General features: G+C 67.7%; 11 protein-coding genes. 1 reads left to right on the top strand and 10 read right to left on the bottom strand.

The window, feature by feature from the left end:
- Positions 1 to 3: 3 nt before the first annotated feature.
- The 7 genes from A5692_RS25360 to A5692_RS25330 form a co-directional block, all read right to left on the bottom strand.
- Complete coding sequence (locus tag A5692_RS25360; protein ID WP_068061622.1) at positions 4 to 1632, bottom strand: acyl-CoA dehydrogenase family protein; 1629 nt, start codon at positions 1630 to 1632, stop codon at positions 4 to 6.
- A 54-nt stretch (positions 1633 to 1686) separates the two neighbouring features.
- Entirely contained in the window at positions 1687 to 2514 is an 828-nt protein-coding gene (locus tag A5692_RS25355; protein ID WP_068061619.1) for a PHB depolymerase family esterase, read from the bottom strand.
- Positions 2515 to 2523: 9 nt separating this feature from the next.
- Positions 2524 to 3279 carry a deoxyribonuclease IV gene (locus A5692_RS25350; RefSeq protein ID WP_068061617.1) on the bottom strand — a complete coding sequence of 252 codons (756 nt, stop codon included), beginning with the start codon at positions 3277 to 3279 and terminating at the stop codon, positions 2524 to 2526.
- Positions 3280 to 3356: 77 nt separating this feature from the next.
- Positions 3357 to 7307, bottom strand: a complete 3951-nt coding sequence (locus A5692_RS25345; protein WP_068061614.1) for a DNA-directed RNA polymerase subunit beta' — start codon at positions 7305 to 7307, stop codon at positions 3357 to 3359.
- A 40-nt stretch (positions 7308 to 7347) separates the two neighbouring features.
- Positions 7348 to 10869, bottom strand: a complete 3522-nt coding sequence (locus A5692_RS25340; RefSeq protein WP_156766273.1) for a DNA-directed RNA polymerase subunit beta — start codon at positions 10867 to 10869, stop codon at positions 7348 to 7350.
- A 391-nt stretch (positions 10870 to 11260) separates the two neighbouring features.
- On the bottom strand, positions 11261 to 12271 hold the full coding sequence (locus tag A5692_RS25335) for an ABC transporter ATP-binding protein (RefSeq protein ID WP_068061608.1): 1011 nt from the start codon (positions 12269 to 12271) through the stop codon (positions 11261 to 11263).
- 172 nt (positions 12272 to 12443) lie between these two features.
- Positions 12444 to 13970, bottom strand: a complete 1527-nt coding sequence (locus A5692_RS25330; protein WP_068061605.1) for a carotenoid oxygenase family protein — start codon at positions 13968 to 13970, stop codon at positions 12444 to 12446.
- Between the two features lie 71 nt (positions 13971 to 14041).
- On the opposite strand from A5692_RS25330, the gene A5692_RS25325 reads away from it, so the two are divergent.
- Positions 14042 to 14719 carry a TetR/AcrR family transcriptional regulator gene (locus tag A5692_RS25325; protein WP_068061602.1) on the top strand — a complete coding sequence of 226 codons (678 nt, stop codon included), beginning with the start codon at positions 14042 to 14044 and terminating at the stop codon, positions 14717 to 14719.
- A gap of 58 nt (positions 14720 to 14777) precedes the next feature.
- Here the strand turns inward: A5692_RS25325 and rplL are convergent, their stop codons facing one another.
- The 3 genes from rplL to A5692_RS25310 all read right to left on the bottom strand — a co-directional run.
- Positions 14778 to 15170, bottom strand: coding sequence for a 50S ribosomal protein L7/L12 (gene rplL, locus A5692_RS25320; RefSeq protein ID WP_068061600.1), 393 nt, complete (start codon positions 15168 to 15170; stop codon positions 14778 to 14780).
- A gap of 44 nt (positions 15171 to 15214) precedes the next feature.
- Entirely contained in the window at positions 15215 to 15832 is a 618-nt protein-coding gene (gene rplJ, locus A5692_RS25315; protein ID WP_068061597.1) for a 50S ribosomal protein L10, read from the bottom strand.
- Between the two features lie 270 nt (positions 15833 to 16102).
- Positions 16103 to 16897: ROK family protein (locus A5692_RS25310; RefSeq protein ID WP_231984458.1), on the bottom strand; the 795-nt coding region annotated here is incomplete at its 5' end.

The raw sequence follows: 16897 nt of genomic DNA, 5'->3' as shown, positions 1-16897 counted from the left end.
GAGTCACCCCTTGACCAACGCTCGCTCGAGGATCGGGGCCAGATCCAGGCCAGCGGGCATGGTGCCGTAGGCGCCGCCCCACTGCCCGTCGAGCCGGGTGGTCAGGAAGGCCTCCGCGACGGCGGGGTGGCCGTGGCGCACCAGCAGCGATCCCTGCAGCGCCAGGCAGATGTCCTCGGCGACCTTGCGGGCCCGCTGCGCGATGGTGTCCAGGTCTGTCAGGTCGCGGCGCAGGCGCTCGACGTGCGCGCCCAGTCGCGGGTCGGCGCCCGCGCTTTCGGCCACCTCGTCGAACAGCACCTCGACGCATTCGGGGCGGGTGGCCATGGCGCGCAACGTGTCCAGCGCGCTGACGTTGCCCGAGCCCTCCCAGATGCCCATCAGCGGCGCCTCACGGAACAGCCGCGGCATGCCCGAGTCCTCGACGTAGCCGTTGCCGCCCAGGCATTCCAGCGCCTCGGCGGCGTGCGGGGTGGCCCGCTTGCACACCCAGTACTTGCTGGCCGCCAGACCGATGCGGCGCAGCAGCGCCTCCCGGTCGTCGCCCCGCAGGGCCTTGTCGGTGGCGCCGGCCATCCGCATCGCCACCATGGTGGCGGCCTCGGCCTCCACGGCCAGGTCGGCCAGCACGTTGCGCATCAACGGCTGGTCGATCAGGTAGGCGCCGAACGCCTTTCGGTGTTGGGCGTGGTGGATGGCCCGCGTCAGTCCGGTGCGCATGCTCGTGGCGCTGCCCAGGGTGCAGTCCAGTCGGGTGAGGTTGACCATCTCGATGATGGTGGGCACGCCGCGGCCCTCCTCACCCACCAGCCACGCGATGGCGCCGTCGTATTCGACCTCACTCGACGCGTTGGCGTGGTTGCCGAGCTTGTCCTTGAGCCGCTGCAGGAACATGCGGTTGCGGGTGCCGTCGGGCAGTATCCGCGGCAGCAGGAAGCAGGACAGCCCGCCGGGCGCTTGGGCGAGGACCAGGAAAATGTCGCACATCGGCGCCGAGGTGAACCACTTGTGTCCGGTCAGGCGGTAGCTGCCGTCACCGTTGGGGGTCGCCTGCGTGGTGCCGGCGCGCACGTCGGACCCGCCCTGCTTCTCGGTCATCGACATGCCGGCGGTGATGCCGCGCTTGGTGGTGGCGAGCTTGAGTTCGGGGTCGTATTCGCGGCTGGTGAGCAGGGGCTCGTAGACCGCCGCCAGTTCGGGCTGGTAGCGCAGCGCGGGGACGACAGCGTAGGTCATCGAGATCGGGCAGGTGTGGCCAGGCTCGACGTTCCAGACCGACATCTTCGCGGCGCGCACCACATGCGCGCCCGGGCGGTCGTCGGCCCACGGGGCGGCATGGATGCCGCTGGCAATCGCCGTGCGCATCAACTCGTGGTAGGCCGGGTCGTACTCGACCTCGTCGATGCGATGACCGTACTTGTCGTGCGTGCGCAGGATCGGCCGGTTGCGGTCGGCCAGCTCACCCCACCGCTGGGCCTCGCGGCCGCCCGCGATCGCGCCGACCTCGTTCACCTCTTCTGAGCCCCACTCCCCGCCCTCGCGGATCAGGGCCTCCACGAGCACCGCGGACGTCGCGGGATTGTGGTTTTCCAGCGGCGGGACCTGGTTGGTGACGACATGCGTATCCGACATGCCCCTCATGTTACATTTTTCCGACAGTCGCACAAGACATGTAATGCTTGTGGGTCAGCGGGCGCGGGTTCGGAAGAACGCCCACAGCGCCTGGCTGGCGAACGGCGGCCATTCGTGGCCGCCCTGATCGATCGTGATGAGCGTGACGCCACGGTGGCCGGCGCATTCCGCCGTCGACGTGGTGACCGGACCGTCGGTCGTGCTGGCCGGGTCCGCACACTGGTCCACGTTGCGCCAGAACGCATTCACGCTGGGAACCGGTGGGCCGTTGATGACGCTGAAACCCTGCCCGCCGCCGTAGGGCACCAGCCGATCCGCCGTGCCGTGGATGTGCATGATCGATATCGGGCGCGGGTTCGGGCACCCGTTCAGCAAAGTGCCGGCCACCGGGCCGATGGCGGCGAAGATGTCGGTGGCGCACGCCAGCGTGTAGGACATGATGCCGCCGTTGCTCATTCCGGTGACGTAGACCCTGGCGGGATCGGTGCGGACGTTCTTGGCGATGTCGGCCACCGCCGCGGTGATGAAGGCGACGTCGTCGACGTTTTCCCGTCCGGGCCGGCCGCAGCAAGATTCCCCGTCGACGTTCCAGGCCCGGTCGAGCCCGTCGGGGTAGGCGACGACGAACCGGCCCGAATCGGCCAATTCGTCCCAGCCGTAATCCCTTTCGACTTGCCGCGCGCTACCGGAATAGCCGTGCAGCACGAGGACCAGCGGTGCCGAATCCGGTGTTGCCGCGGGCTTGTAGAGCCGATAACTGCGATCGTGTCCGCCCACCTGGAGGTGGTGCAAACTGGTGCCGGCCACGAAGCCCGACGGCAGTGTCGGCGCACAGCCCGCGACCAGCAAGACGACCCCGAGCAGGGCGAGCCGACCGAGCACGGCCGTGACTCAGCCGCTGGTCTTTTCCCGCAGGAACGCGATGTCGTCCTTGCGGCCCTCGTCGGCGGTCTCGCAGATGACCGGCGCGTCGGCCGCCTTGACAACCGCGGCGAGCAGCTCGGGGTCGATCTGGCCGGTACCGAAGTTCGCGTGCCGGTCGGCACCCGAGCCCGCCGCGTCCCTCGAGTCGTTGCAGTGCACCAGGTCGATGCGCCCGGTCAGCGCCTTGATCCGGTCCACCGCGTCGATCAATTGCTCACCCGCCGCCCACGCATGGCAGGTGTCCAGGCAGAACCCGATTCCCTTGTCGCCGATGTGATCCCAGAGCCTGCCGATGGTGTCGAAGTAGCGGGCCATCGCGTGGTCGCCGCCCGCGGTGTTCTCCAGGTACACCTGCACGTCGGTTTCCAGGTAGTCCAGCGCTTTGACCCACCGCTCGAAGCCGGCCTCCATGTCGTCGTCATCGGCGTGGCCGCCGTGCACGATCACCGCCGTCGCGTCGATCTCTGACGCGGCGTCGCAGGTGTCCTGAAGGATCTTGCGCGACGGGATCCGGATGCGGTTGTTCGCCGATGCCACGTTGATGAGGTAGGGCGCGTGGACATAGAGCGGGACGCTCGACGCCTTGAGCGCCTCGGCGTCTTCGCGGGGCTTCGGCTTCTTCCAGCTCTGCGGGTTGCTGAGGAAGAACTGCACCACGTCGGCGCCGTCCGCCTGCGCGGCGGCCAGCGGGTCGTCATTGCGGACATGTGAACCGATCAGCACGCGGCCAGTGTAGTGCGGCAGCCGGACGGTACAACGAAAAAGCCCCGGGCCAACGCCCGGGGCTCTTTCGTTGTCGATTACCGGTAGTCGCTGTAGCCGTAGTCGTCCAGCGGAACCGCGGCACCGGTCGCCTGACCGAAGTCCGGGCTGTAGTACTGATCCTCGTAGGACGGGATCGTGTACGCGGCGGCCCGGGCCTCCTCGGTCGGCTGCACCTGGATGTTGCGGTACCGGTTGATGCCGGTACCGGCCGGGATCAGCTTTCCGATGATCACGTTCTCCTTCAGACCGTTGAGCTTGTCGCTGCGGCAGTTGATGGCCGCATCGGTCAGCACTCGCGTGGTCTCCTGGAACGACGCCGCGGACAGCCACGAGTCGGTGGCCAGCGACGCCTTCGTGATACCCATCAGCACCGGGCGGCCGGCGGCGGGCTCGCCACCCTCGGCCACCACCCGACGGTTCTCCGCCTCGAACTCCGCGCGGTCGATCAGCGAACCGGGCAGGAACTCCGTCGAACCCGAGTCGATGATGGTGACGCGGCGCAGCATCTGGCGAACGATCACCTCGATGTGCTTGTCGTGGATCGACACACCCTGGGCGCGGTACACCTCCTGGACCTCGCGGACCAGGTGGATCTGCACCTCGCGGGGGCCCTGCACGCGCAGCACCTCGTGCGGGTCGGCCGAGCCCTCCATCAGCTGCTGGCCCACCTCGACGTGGTCGCCGTCGGACAGCACCCGCTCGGAACCGTCCTCGTGCTTGAACACCCGCAGCCGCTGGCGCTTGGACAGCTTGTCGTACACGACCTCCTCGCTCCCGTCGTCGGGAACGATGGTGATCTTGTAGAAGCGCTCGCCCTCCTCCAGCTGCACCCGCCCGGTGACGTCGGCGATCGGTGCCTTGCCGCGCGGCACCCGGGCCTCGAACAGCTCCTGCACCCGCGGCAGACCGCCGGTGATGTCCTCACCGACACCACCCTGGTGGAAGGTGCGCATGGTCAGCTGCGTGCCGGGCTCGCCGATGGACTGGGCCGCGACGATACCGACGGCCTCGCCGATGTCGACCAGCTTTCCGGTCGCCATGGACCGCCCGTAGCAGGTGGCGCACACGCCGGTGCCCGTGGTGCAGGTCAGCACCGAACGCACCTTGACCTGGGTGATGCCCGCGGCCAGCAGCGCGTCGATCTCCGGGTCACCGAGGTCCTCGCCGCGTGCGACGACGACGTTACCGGCCTCGTCGACCGCGTCGGTGCCCAAAGTCCGCGCGTACGCCGAGGTTTCGATGTACGGGTCGCGGATCAGGGTGCCGTCGGGCTGACGCTCGGCCAGCTCGACCACGATGCCCCGCTCGGTCTCGCAGTCGTGCTCGCGGACGATGACGTCCTGGCTCACGTCCACCAGACGACGGGTCAGGTAACCCGAGTCGGCGGTACGCAACGCGGTGTCCGCCAAGCCCTTTCGGGCGCCGTGGGTGTTGATGAAGTACTCCAGCACGGTCAGGCCCTCGCGGAACGACGACTTGACCGGGCGCGGGATGAACTCACCCTTGGGGTTGGTCACCAGACCCTTCATGCCGGCGAGCGTTCGGGTCTGGGTGAAGTTACCCGTGGCACCCGAGTCGACGATCGTGATGATCGGGTTGTCGGCGGGGTAGTGCTCGCGGAGCGCCTGACCGACCTCGTCGGTGGCTTCCTTCCAGATCTCCACCAGTGCCTCGTTGCGCTCGTCGTGGTTCAAAGCGCCGCGCTGGAACTGCTTTTCGACTTTCTCCGCCCGCTCCTCGTAGTGGTCGAGGATCTCCTTCTTGCGCGGGGGGACCAGCACGTCGGCCATCGACACGGTGACACCGCTGCGGGTGGCCCAGTAGAAGCCGGCGTCCTTGAGCTTGTCGACGGTCTGCGCGACCACGATCATCGGGTAGCGCTCGGCCAGGTCGTTGATGATGGCGGCCTGCACCTTCTTGTGCATCTGCTTGTTCACGAACGGGTAGCCGTGCGGCAGCAGCTCGTTGAACAGCACCCGGCCCAGGGTGGTGTCGGCCATCCAGGCATCGCCGGGCTGCCAGCCGTTGGCACCGAACAGCTCGGCCTCGATCTCGGCGGGCGGACGCAGCTGCGTCAGCCGCACCTTGATCTTGGCCCGCACCGACAGCACGCCGCGGTCGGCGGCCATGATCGCCTCGGCCGGCGAGGAGTACACGCCGACCTCCGGGGTGTCCTTGGCGGCGGGCGCGTACTCGCCCTTGTCGCCGGCGACCTCGGTGGTCAGGAAGTACAGCCCGGTCACCATGTCCAGTCGCGGCATGGCCAGCGGACGCCCGGACGCGGGCGACAGGATGTTGTTGGAAGACAACATCAGGATGCGGGCCTCGGCCTGCGCCTCCGCGGAGAGCGGCAGGTGCACGGCCATCTGGTCACCGTCGAAGTCGGCGTTGAACGCCTCACACACCAGCGGGTGCAGCTGAATCGCCTTGCCCTCCACCAGCATCGGCTCGAAGGCCTGGATGCCCAGCCGGTGCAGGGTGGGCGCGCGGTTCAGCAGCACCGGGTGTTCGGCGATGACCTCTTCGAGGACGTCCCACACCTGGGGGCGCTGCCGCTCCACCATGCGCTTGGCGCTCTTGATGTTCTGCGCGTGGTTGAGGTCGACGAGCCGCTTCATCACGAAGGGCTTGAACAGCTCGAGCGCCATCAGCTTGGGCAGGCCGCACTGGTGCAGCTTGAGCTGCGGGCCGACGACGATGACCGAACGGCCCGAGTAGTCGACGCGCTTGCCGAGCAGGTTCTGGCGGAACCGACCCTGCTTGCCCTTAAGCAGATCCGACAGCGACTTCAGCGGACGGTTACCCGGCCCGGTGACCGGCCGACCGCGACGGCCGTTGTCGAACAGCGCGTCCACGGACTCCTGCAGCATCCGCTTCTCGTTGTTGACGATGATCTCGGGCGCACCGAGGTCGATCAGCCTCTTGAGCCGGTTGTTGCGGTTGATCACCCGGCGGTACAGGTCGTTCAGGTCGCTGGTGGCGAACCGGCCACCGTCGAGCTGCACCATCGGGCGCAGCTCCGGCGGGATCACCGGGACGGCGTCGAGCACCATGCCCATCGGCGAGTTGCCCGACTGCTGGAAGGCGGCGACCACCTTCAACCGCTTCAACGCGCGAAGCTTCTTCTGCCCCTTGCCGTTTCGGATGACGTCACGCAGGATCTCGGCCTCGGCGTCGATGTCGAAGTTCTCGATGAGCTTCTGGATCGACTCCGCGCCCATGGCGCCGGTGAAGTACTCGCCGTAGCGGTCGACGAGCTCGCGGTAGAGGTTCTCGTCGACGATCAGCTGCTTGGGGGCCAGCTTGGTGAAGGTGTTCCAGATGTCCTCCAGCCGGTCCAGCTCACGCTGGGCACGGTCGCGCAGCTGGCGCATCTCCCGCTCGCCGCCGTCGCGAACCTTGCGGCGTGCGTCGGCCTTGGCACCCTCGGCCTCCAGCTCGGCCAGGTCGGCCTCCAGCTTCTGCGCGCGGGCCTCCAGATCGGCGTCGCGCTGGTCCTCGACGGCCTTGCGCTCCACCATCATTTCGGCCTCGAGCGTGGACAGCTCGTTGTGCCGCATCTCCTCGTCGACCGACGTGATCACGTACGCCGCGAAGTAGATGATCTTCTCGAGGTCCTTCGGGGCGAGGTCGAGCAGGTAACCGAGCCGGCTCGGCACACCCTTGAAGTACCAGATGTGCGTGACGGGCGCGGCCAACTCGATGTGGCCCATCCGCTCCCGGCGCACCTTGGCGCGGGTCACCTCGACGCCGCAGCGCTCGCAGATGATGCCCTTGAAGCGGACGCGCTTGTACTTGCCGCAGTAGCACTCCCAGTCGCGAGTGGGTCCGAAGATCTTCTCGCAGAACAGGCCGTCCTTCTCCGGCTTCAGCGTGCGGTAGTTGATCGTCTCCGGCTTCTTGACCTCGCCGTAAGACCATTGCCTGATGTCCTCCGCGGTGGCCAGGCCGATACGGAGTTCATCGAAGAAGTTGACGTCGAGCACGTAACTTCCTTTCCCCTTGCGGGTTTAGTAACTAACTGAATTAAGCAAGATCCTCAACAGAGGCGGATTCGTTGCGGGACAGGTTGATTCCCAGGTTGGCCGCGGCCCGCTCCAGGTCCTCGTCCTCGCCTTCGCGCAGCTCGATCGCCGCGCCGTCCGAGGAGAGCACCTCGACGTTCAGGCACAGCGACTGCAGCTCCTTGAGCAGCACCTTGAACGACTCGGGGATGCCCGGCTCCGGGATGTTCTCGCCCTTGACGATCGCCTCGTACACCTTGACCCGGCCGACCGTGTCGTCGGACTTGATGGTCAACAGCTCCTGCAGCGTGTACGCGGCGCCGTAGGCCTGCATGGCCCAGCACTCCATCTCACCGAACCGCTGGCCACCGAACTGCGCTTTACCACCCAGCGGCTGCTGGGTGATCATCGAGTACGGGCCGGTGGAGCGGGCGTGGATCTTGTCGTCCACCAGGTGGTGCAGCTTCATGATGTACATGTAGCCGACCGTCACCGGATACGGGAACGGCTCACCGCTGCGGCCGTCGAAGAGCACCGCCTTGCCGTCGCCGTCGACCATGACCTCGCCGTCGCGGTTGGGCAGCGTGCACGACAGCATGCCCTGCAGCTCCTCCTCCTTGGCGCCGTCGAACACCGGCGTCGACACGATCTGGTTCGGCTGCGCGTGCAGCAGATTCTCGGGCAGGTTGGCCGCCCACTCGGGTGAACCGTCGATGTTCCAGCCGGACTTGGCGACCCAACCGAGGTGGGTCTCCAGGATCTGGCCGATGTTCATCCGTCGGGGCACACCGTGCGTGTTCAAGATGATGTCCACCGGGGTCCCGTCCGGCAGGAACGGCATGTCCTCGACCGGCAGGATCTTGCCGATCACACCCTTGTTCCCGTGCCGGCCGGCGAGCTTGTCGCCGTCGGAGATCTTCCGCTTCTGGGCCACGTACACGCGGACCAGCTCGTTGACACCGGCCGGCAGCTCGTCGTCATCCTCGCGGGAGAACACCCGGATGCCGATGACCTTGCCGGACTCGCCGTGCGGCACCTTCAGTGAGGTGTCGCGGACCTCGCGGGCCTTCTCACCGAAGATCGCCCGCAGCAGCCGCTCCTCCGGGGTCAGCTCGGTCTCACCCTTGGGGGTGACCTTGCCGACCAGGATGTCGCCGTCGCGGACCTCGGCGCCGATGCGGACGATGCCGCGCTCGTCGAGGTCGGCGAGCACCTCGTCGGAGACGTTCGGGATGTCCCGGGTGATCTCCTCGGCGCCCAGCTTGGTGTCGCGGGCGTCGATCTCGTGCTCCTCGATGTGGATCGAGGTGAGCACGTCCTCCTCAACCAGGCGGTTGGAGAGGATGATCGCGTCCTCGTAGTTGTGGCCCTCCCACGGCATGATCGCCACGAGCAGGTTCTTGCCCAGCGCCATCTCACCGTTCTCGGTGCACGGGCCGTCGGCGATCACCTGGCCGGCCTCGACCCGGTCACCGGCGTCCACGATCGGCGACTGGTTCGCGCAGGTGCCGTGGTTGGAGCGCTCGAACTTACGCATCCGGTAGGTGTGCCGGGTGCCGTCGTCGGCCATCACGGTGATGTAGTCGGCGGACACCTCCTCGATCACCCCGGCCTTGTCGGCGACGACCACGTCGCCGGCGTCGATCGCCGCGCGCAGCTCCATCCCGGTACCCACCAGCGGCGCCTCGCTGCGCACCAGCGGAACCGCCTGACGCTGCATGTTGGCGCCCATCAGGGCACGGTTGGCGTCGTCGTGCTCGAGGAACGGGATCATCGCGGTCGCCACCGACACCATCTGGCGCGGCGAGACGTCCATGTAGTCCACCTCGGACGAGGGCACGTACTCGACCTCGCCCGCCTTGCGGCGGACCAGGACGCGCGGCTCGACGAACCGGCCGTTCCCATCGATCGGCGAGTTGGCCTGCGCCACGACGTGGCGGTCCTCCTCGTCGGCGGTCAGGTAGTGGATCTCGTCGGTGACCACACCGTCGACCACCTTGCGGTAGGGCGTCTCGATGAACCCGAACGGGTTGACCCGCGCGTACACCGACAGCGAGCCGATCAGACCGATGTTGGGACCCTCGGGGGTCTCGATCGGGCACATCCGGCCGTAGTGCGACGGGTGCACGTCGCGGACCTCCAGGCCCGCCCGCTCACGGGACAGACCGCCGGGGCCCAGCGCCGACAGGCGGCGCTTGTGGGTCAGACCCGACAGCGGGTTGTTCTGGTCCATGAACTGCGAGAGCTGGCTGGTGCCGAAGAACTCCTTGATCGCAGCGACCACCGGGCGGATGTTGATCAGCGTCTGCGGCGTGATGGCCTCGACGTCCTGGGTGGTCATCCGCTCGCGGACCACCCGCTCCATCCGGGACATGCCGACCCGGATCTGGTTCTGGATCAACTCGCCGACGGTGCGCAGGCGGCGATTGCCGAAGTGGTCGATGTCGTCGGTCTCCACCGGCACCTCGACGCCGCCGGGGACGGTCATGACAGCGGGCTGGCCGTCCGTACGGGCGTGGTGCAGGCGCACCAGGTATTCGATGGTGGCGACGACGTCTTCCTCGGTCAGGGTCGACGACGTGATCGGCTCGCCCGCGTTCAGGCCCAGCTTCTTGTTGACCTTGTAGCGGCCCACGCGGGCCAGGTCGTAGCGCTTCTCCTTGAAGAACAGGTTCTCCAGCAGCGTCTGCGCGGACTCCTTGGTCGGCGGTTCGCCCGGGCGCAGCTTGCGGTAGATGTCCAGCAGGGCCTCGTCGGTGCCGGCGGTGTTGTCCTTCTCCAGCGTCCCCATCATGATCTCGGAGAAGCCGAACCGCTCGTGGATCTGCTCGTTGGTCCAGCCGAGCGCCTTTAGCAGCACGGTGACCGGCTGGCGGCGCTTGCGGTCGATGCGCACGCCGACGGTGTCGCGCTTGTCGACGTCGAACTCCAGCCACGCGCCGCGGCTGGGGATCACCTTGACGCTGTGCAGCAGCTTCTCGGTGGACTTGTCGATGGTCTCGTCGAAGTACACGCCGGGTGAGCGCACCAGCTGGCTGACGACCACACGCTCGGTGCCGTTGATGATGAAGGTGCCCTTCTCCGTCATCATCGGGAAGTCACCCATGAACACCGTCTGGCTCTTGATCTCGCCGGTGTTGTTGTTGATGAACTCGGCCGTGACGAACAACGGGGCCGCGTACGTCATGTCCTTGTCTTTGCACTCCTCGACCGGCGCCTTGACCTCGTCGAAGCGGGGGTCGGAGAACGACAGCGACATCGAGCCGGAGAAGTCCTCGATCGGCGAGAGCTCGTACAGCACCTCTTCGAGGCCGCCGACCGGGGTGGGCTCGCCGCGCTCTGCGGCGGCCGCACGCCAACGCGGCGAGCCGATCAACCACTCGAACGAATCGATCTGCACGTCGAGCAGGCCGGGAACCTCGAGCGGTTCGCGGAGCTTGGCGAACGACACTCGGTTGGGCGCTCCGGGTACGGAGCCGTTTAAGGAACTTCCATTAGAGGAACTTTGTGGGCGATCCGTTTTGCTCTGGCGAGAATCAGCCAAGATGCATCCTTCCAGCACCTCGTGCGACTCACGAAAACCGGAACCCGGTCTGTTCGCCGCGAATTGTGTCGGTTAGGCCGGCGAACGATCTGTCCGAATCTCACGCGCACAACTAAAGAACTAAGCCGCTAGAGGGGGCTCAGGCTTAGACCACAGTGTCAAGTGGCGGGTGAGGTGGGCAGGAGGTAGCCAGCGCAACGTCCAACAATAGCGTAGGACGGCGCATTCCTCAACTGCCCAGCACAGGCAACCCAGGGACATCGGCGCTGGCTGGCATCTCGACTTTCCGCTGGATACATGCTGCCCAACAGACTGGCCCGTTTACGGCCCGTCGTCAAGAGGGCGGGCCGCCGAGTTACGCGAAGTTATCGCGAAACCTCGGGCCGGTCGTCTAGTCGCCGACCTCGTGCGGCCGGTACTTGTGAGTTCCCTCCATGTCGTCGAGGATCGCGGCCTGCGCCTTCTGCGGCAGGGTGTGCAGAATCTCGCGCACCCGCGCCTGGCGCCGGGCGACGGCCTTGCGCTCCGGCATCCCCGGTGAGGCGACGATCTGCGGCGGCACCCCCTCGATCTCCTCCACACCACCGGCGTGCTGGCCGGCCTCGAGGGCGGCCTGCTCTTCGGCCATGGTCGACTCGTCCTTTTCCTCGGACATGCCGATCGGCCCGATGCGGCGGCCGTTGAGGAACTGCCGCACCACCGGCTCGTCACTGGTCAGCAGCACCTCGCGCGGCCCGAACATGACCAGCTTGCGCCGGAAGAGCATGCCCATGTTGTCCGGCACGGTGCGGGCGATGTTGATGTTGTGCGTGACGATCAGGACGGTGGCGTCGATTTGGGCGTTGATGTCGAGGATCAGCTGGCTCAGGTACGCGGTGCGAACGGGGTCCAGACCCGAGTCGGGCTCGTCGCAGAGGATGATCTGCGGGTCCATCACCAGGGCGCGGGCCAGGCTGGCGCGCTTGCGCATACCGCCGGAGATCTCGCCGGGGAACTTCTTCTCGTCGCCCCCCAGGCCGACCATGGTCAGCTTCTCCATGACGATGTCACGGATCTCGCCTTCCTTCTTCTTGGTGTGCTCGCGCAGCGGGAAGGCGGCGTTGTCGAACAGGTTCATCGAACCGAACAGCGCCCCGTCCTGGAACATCACGCCGAACAGGGTGCGGATCTCGTAGAGCTCCTTGGCCGAGCACTGCAGGATGTCCGTGCCGTCGATGACCACCGAGCCGCGCTCCGGCCGCAGCAGACCGATCAGGGACTTCAGGAACACCGATTTGCCGGTACCCGACGGCCCCAGCAGGACGCTGACCTCCCCGGCAGGGATCTCCAACGTCACGTCTTCCCAAATCCTCGACGAACCGAAGGACTTCGTGAGGCCGTTCACCTCAATAGCGACACCCATGGGAGATCCTTCCGTCGACGCTCAAGCCCGCCACCTGCCCTTATGTGTGGCATGTGTCACTGTAGCGCACGCTTGCTACGCGGCATCAGGGTTGCGCGGCACAGGCGGCGAAAATTGGCTGACCTGAGATCCCGCCGCCGCCGCCGGCGGCGGGTGTGCTATTCAACGCGCGTTAGCCAGCGGGCGCCCAATTCCCATGGAAGCCCATCGGCACCCGCTGCGGCAGGTGCACGGTAGCCACCGACTCGAGCGTCGCGGCGTCCAGCAACACCAGCTGGCCTTCGTCGCGGCCGCGGTGATAGCCGTAGCCCATCAGGATGCCGTCGTCCTCGGCTCGTCCTTTCTGGGAGCCGGGGTTGGGCACAAAAGACATCTCGCCGAGCAAAAGGTCGGGGTCCAGCGGCGCGACCGCGCTGGATCCGGTCGCGTAGTCGTGCTTGTACAGCGCGGTCGACATCTCGGATGCCCCGCCGGACAGATACCCACCGTCCACTCCGACGGCGTAGCCGAACCGGTGCCGCCCACCCAGCAGCGCCTCGTTGATGCGGGGAAACTCCTGCGGCCGATCGTCGCGGCGCTCGCTGCTCACCGCGCCGGTCGCCAGGTTGACGGTCCAGCGGTCCAGCGTTGGCCGGCTGTCGCCGGGACCGCGCAGGTCCCGATCGAACATCCGCGAATAGCGGACCACGTCGAGCACCAAAACCTCGGTCCCGCGACGCATCTCGGAATAGGCGTTGAGCGGGTGGTAGACGTAGCAGGGTTCGATCTCGAACCAGCGGATGGCATTCTTGCCCGCGTTGCTCCCGTCGCCCTCGCGTGGCATGACCCCGATGCGCGCCGGGTAGTTCGCATCCCAGCGGTAGGGCATCCGGTTGATCGGCTGCCGATTGCGGTTCATCATCGTCGCGAGCGGGCTGGGGATCCGGACGCGGCCAAGCACCGATTGCGCCACCAGCCGCGCCGGCGCACTGAGCGGGCGGGGCACGTTAACCGGAGCGATCTGGATCGGGTCAAACGTCACCGGCAGGTCGTAGATCACCACGTATTTGTCGGTCAGGGAGAAGTCGTGCATCATCGGCGACCCACTCACCTCGATGTCGACGGTTCGCCGCGCTCGTCCGTGGGTGTCGATCACGGAGTACTGCACCGTCCGCCCGCGGGTGAACGCATAAGACACCGCGTGCAATTCACCGGTGCGGGGATCGGTGTGCGGATGGGCGGTGTAGCCACCGAACAGGGTGCCGTCGAAGTCGCATGTCCCGAGGGTGTCCAGCTCGTCGGTAAGCCGGTAGTTCGCGCCGCCCCCCTCGACCAGTGCCAGCGTTTGTCCGGCGTGCATCAGCACATTGGTGTTGGGCCCGACCGACAGCATTCCGGCCCGCGGGTCCAGCCCGGTGGGTGCCGGCTCCCCCAGCACATCGCATACGCGCGCGGTGCGCACCCAGCGGTTGCGGTACCAGCAGGCCTTCCCGTCGCGCAGCGCCACCCCGTGCACCATTCCGTCGCCGGAGAACCAGTGATAGATGGCGGGATCGACCTCCGCGACGGGGTTGGGGCCGTTGCGCAGATAGCGCCCGTCGAGGTGCTGCGGGATGTGGCCGGTGACCTCCAGATCGGTCGCGGTCACCTCGGCGCCCACCGGCGCCAGGAAACCCTCGAGATACGGATTCCGGGACCGGGTGGTCTGCGCAGAGGTCATCGCTGAGCTCCTATAACATTGTTATTTCGCTGTTATTGGCAACCTACGCCCCCGATGAGAAGATGGCAAGGATGACTTCGCAGACTCAGCGCAGCGTTCGTGACGAGATGGTGCACGCCGCCGTCGGCCTGCTCGACGAGCAGGGGCCCGACGCGCTGCAGACCCGCAGGGTGGCCGGCGCGGCCGGAACCTCGACGATGGCGGTGTACACCCATTTCGGCGGGATGCGGGGCCTGATCGCCGAGGTCGCCCAAGAGGGACTGCGGCAGTTCGACGCCGCGCTGTCGGTCCCCTGGACCGACGACCCGGTCGCCGATCTGTTCGCCACCGCCGCGGCCTATCGGCGATACGCCATCGAGCGCCCCCACATGTACCGACTGATGTTCGGCAGCACCAGCGCGCACGGCATCAACGCACCCGCGGGCAACATCTTGACCCTGACAGTCGCCGAGATCGAGCAGCACATTCCCAGCTTCGCGCACGTGGTGCGCGCGGTGCAGCGGTCCGTACAGGCGGGACGAATCACCGTGGGCTCGGGCGCAGACGACAGGACCCTGGTGGCCACGGCCGCCCAGTTCTGGGCGCTGGTGCACGGCTTCGTGATGCTGGAACTGGCCGGGCACTACGGCGACGACGGCGCTGCCGTCGCACAGGTGCTCGGCTCGATGGAATCGAAATTTCTTGTTGCTCTGGGGGATTCACCCGAGCGGGTTGCCCAGTCGCAGCGCTCGGCGGCGCGCGCGGGCTGAGCGCACGAAGACCCCCGGAACCTGCCCTGGGCGGTTCCGGGGGTCTTCGCGAAGTGAACTACTTGACGGTGACGGTGGCGCCGGCGGCCTCCAGCTTGGCCTTGGCCTCGTCGGCGGCCTCCTTGGCGACCTTCTCCAGCAGCGGCTTGGGCGCGCCGTCGACCAGGTCCTTGGCCTCCTTGAGGCCCAGGCCGGACACGATCTCGCGGACGACCTTGATGACGCCGATCTTCTTTTCGCCGGCGGCCTCGAGGATGACGTCGAACTCGGACTGCTCCTCGGCGGCCTCGGCGGGCGCGCCACCGGCGGCCGGGCCGGCCGCGTCGACGGCGACCGGAGCGGCCGCGGTGACCTCGAAGGTCTCCTCGAACTTCTTGACGAAGTCGGAGAGCTCCAAGAGGGTCATTTCCTTGAAGGCGTCGAGCAGGTCGTCGGTGGACATTTTCGCCATGGTGTGTGGGTCCTTCCTTGTTATCCCAGGCTTGCGGGTTGGTTTTATTCGGCTTCGGCCGGTGCCTCGGCCGTTTCGGCCGGTGCCTCGGAGGGTTCTTCAGCGGGCGCCGCCGGTGCTTCTGCGACCGGAGCGGCGGGCTCCGGCTCGGCGGGCTTCTTCTCCTGCAGGGCGGCCAACAGGCGGGCCATCTGCGAGGCGGGGGCGTTGAACAGGCCGGCCGCCTTGGCGAGGTTGCCCTTCATCGCGCCGGCCAGCTTGGCCAGCAGCACCTCGCGCGATTCCAGGTCGGCGATGCGCTCGACCTCGGCGACCGTCAGCGCGCGGCCGTCCATGTAGCCGCCCTTGATGACCAGCGCCTTGTTGTCTTTGGCGAAGGTCTTGATGGCCTTGGCGGCGTCGACCGGCTCCCCGGTGACGAAAGCGATGGCCGTGGGCCCGGCGAACAGCTCGTCGAGGCCTTCCACGCCCGCCTCGGACGCCGCCCGCTTGATCAGCGTGTTCTTGGCCACCGAGTAGGTGGCCGACCCGCTGAGCGACCGGCGCAGCTCGGCCAGGTTGGCCACGGTCAGACCGCGATACTCGGTGATCAGGGTCGCGGTCGCCTCCCTGAACTGCTCGGCGATGTCTGCAACGGCGGTGGCTTTGTCAGCCCTGGCCATGCGTACCTCCTGAAGTGAAAGCCATGCGACGTGTCGTCTGCGATTCACCAGAGGAACGCCTGAAAACGAAGTACGCCCCGGCGCAGGATGCGGCCGGGGCGTGAAAAGACGCCGGCGCGTGCCGGCGCTGCTGCCTCGTCCTCCTGCGTGGGCCGCCGGGATGCTCCCGGACCTTCAACCGATTTCTCGGTGACCGACGGTCTTCGGTGGATCGGCCACCAGGATAGCCCGGCCCGCCCCCGTCGACCAAAACGACGGGCGGCGGGGTGCTCAGCCGAGCCTCGCCAGCCGGGCGGCGCCGACCAGTCCGGCGTCACCGCCCAGTTCGGCGGGCACCACCCGCAGACCGGCCAGAAAGTCCAGCCCGGCGTACTCGGCCAGTTTCTCCCGCAACGGGTCGAAGAGCAGGTGACCGGAGTTGGCCACGCCTCCCCCGATGACGACCAGGTCGAGGTCGCAGACGGCGCCGACCGAGGCGATCAGGGCCGCCAGCGCGGTCGCCCCCCGGCGAAAGGCCCGTTGCGCCACCGGCTCCCCGCCCGCCGCGGCGGCGGCCAGGTCCCGCGCGCCGGCGGGCGGCGGCGCGGACCAACCGTTGGCCCGCGCCCAGCGCACCATCGACGGTCCCGACGCGATGGCCTCGACGCAGCCACGACCGCCGCACACGCAGGGCGGGCCGCCGTCCTCCACCACCACGTGCCCGACGTGACCGGCGTTGCCGGTGCGGCCGGTGTACGGGACGCCGCCGAGCACCAGCCCACCGCCCACCCCGGTGGACACCACCATGCCCAGCAGGAAGCCCGCGCCGCGACCCGCGCCGCGCCAGTGCTCCCCCAACGCCATGCACAGGCCGTCGCCGGCCAGTCGCACGGGCACGCCCGGCACCGCGGCCGCCACCCGGTCGCGCAGCGGGAAGCCCCGCCAGCCGCCGATGTTGATGGGGCTGACGGTTCCGCCGTGCAGGTCGATGGGGCCGGCCGAGCCGATGCCGACGGCGCGCTGGTGCACACCGTTGTCCGGCCCACGCCGAGCGGCGGTGCGGCCGAGCAGGTCTGGGCCGCTGTC

Source organism: Mycobacterium sp. E342 (assembly GCF_001667665.1).
Classification (GTDB): Bacteria; Actinomycetota; Actinomycetes; order Mycobacteriales; family Mycobacteriaceae; genus Mycobacterium.
Note: the sequence above shows the minus strand (reverse complement) of the source record. Positions and strands in the feature narration are given on the sequence as shown.

Bases quoted from the DNA above. Each gene is read 5' to 3' on its own strand.
- A5692_RS25325 (WP_068061602.1), top strand. From the start codon at position 14,042: ATGACTTCGCAGACTCAGCGCAGCGTTCGTGACGAGATGGTGCACGCC.
- A5692_RS25330 (WP_068061605.1), bottom strand. From the start codon at position 13,970: ATGACCTCTGCGCAGACCACCCGGTCCCGGAATCCGTATCTCGAGGGT.
- A5692_RS25360 (WP_068061622.1), bottom strand. From the start codon at position 1,632: ATGTCGGATACGCATGTCGTCACCAACCAGGTCCCGCCGCTGGAAAAC.
- rplJ (WP_068061597.1), bottom strand. From the start codon at position 15,832: ATGGCCAGGGCTGACAAAGCCACCGCCGTTGCAGACATCGCCGAGCAG.
- A5692_RS25335 (WP_068061608.1), bottom strand. From the start codon at position 12,271: ATGGGTGTCGCTATTGAGGTGAACGGCCTCACGAAGTCCTTCGGTTCG.
- rplL (WP_068061600.1), bottom strand. From the start codon at position 15,170: ATGGCGAAAATGTCCACCGACGACCTGCTCGACGCCTTCAAGGAAATG.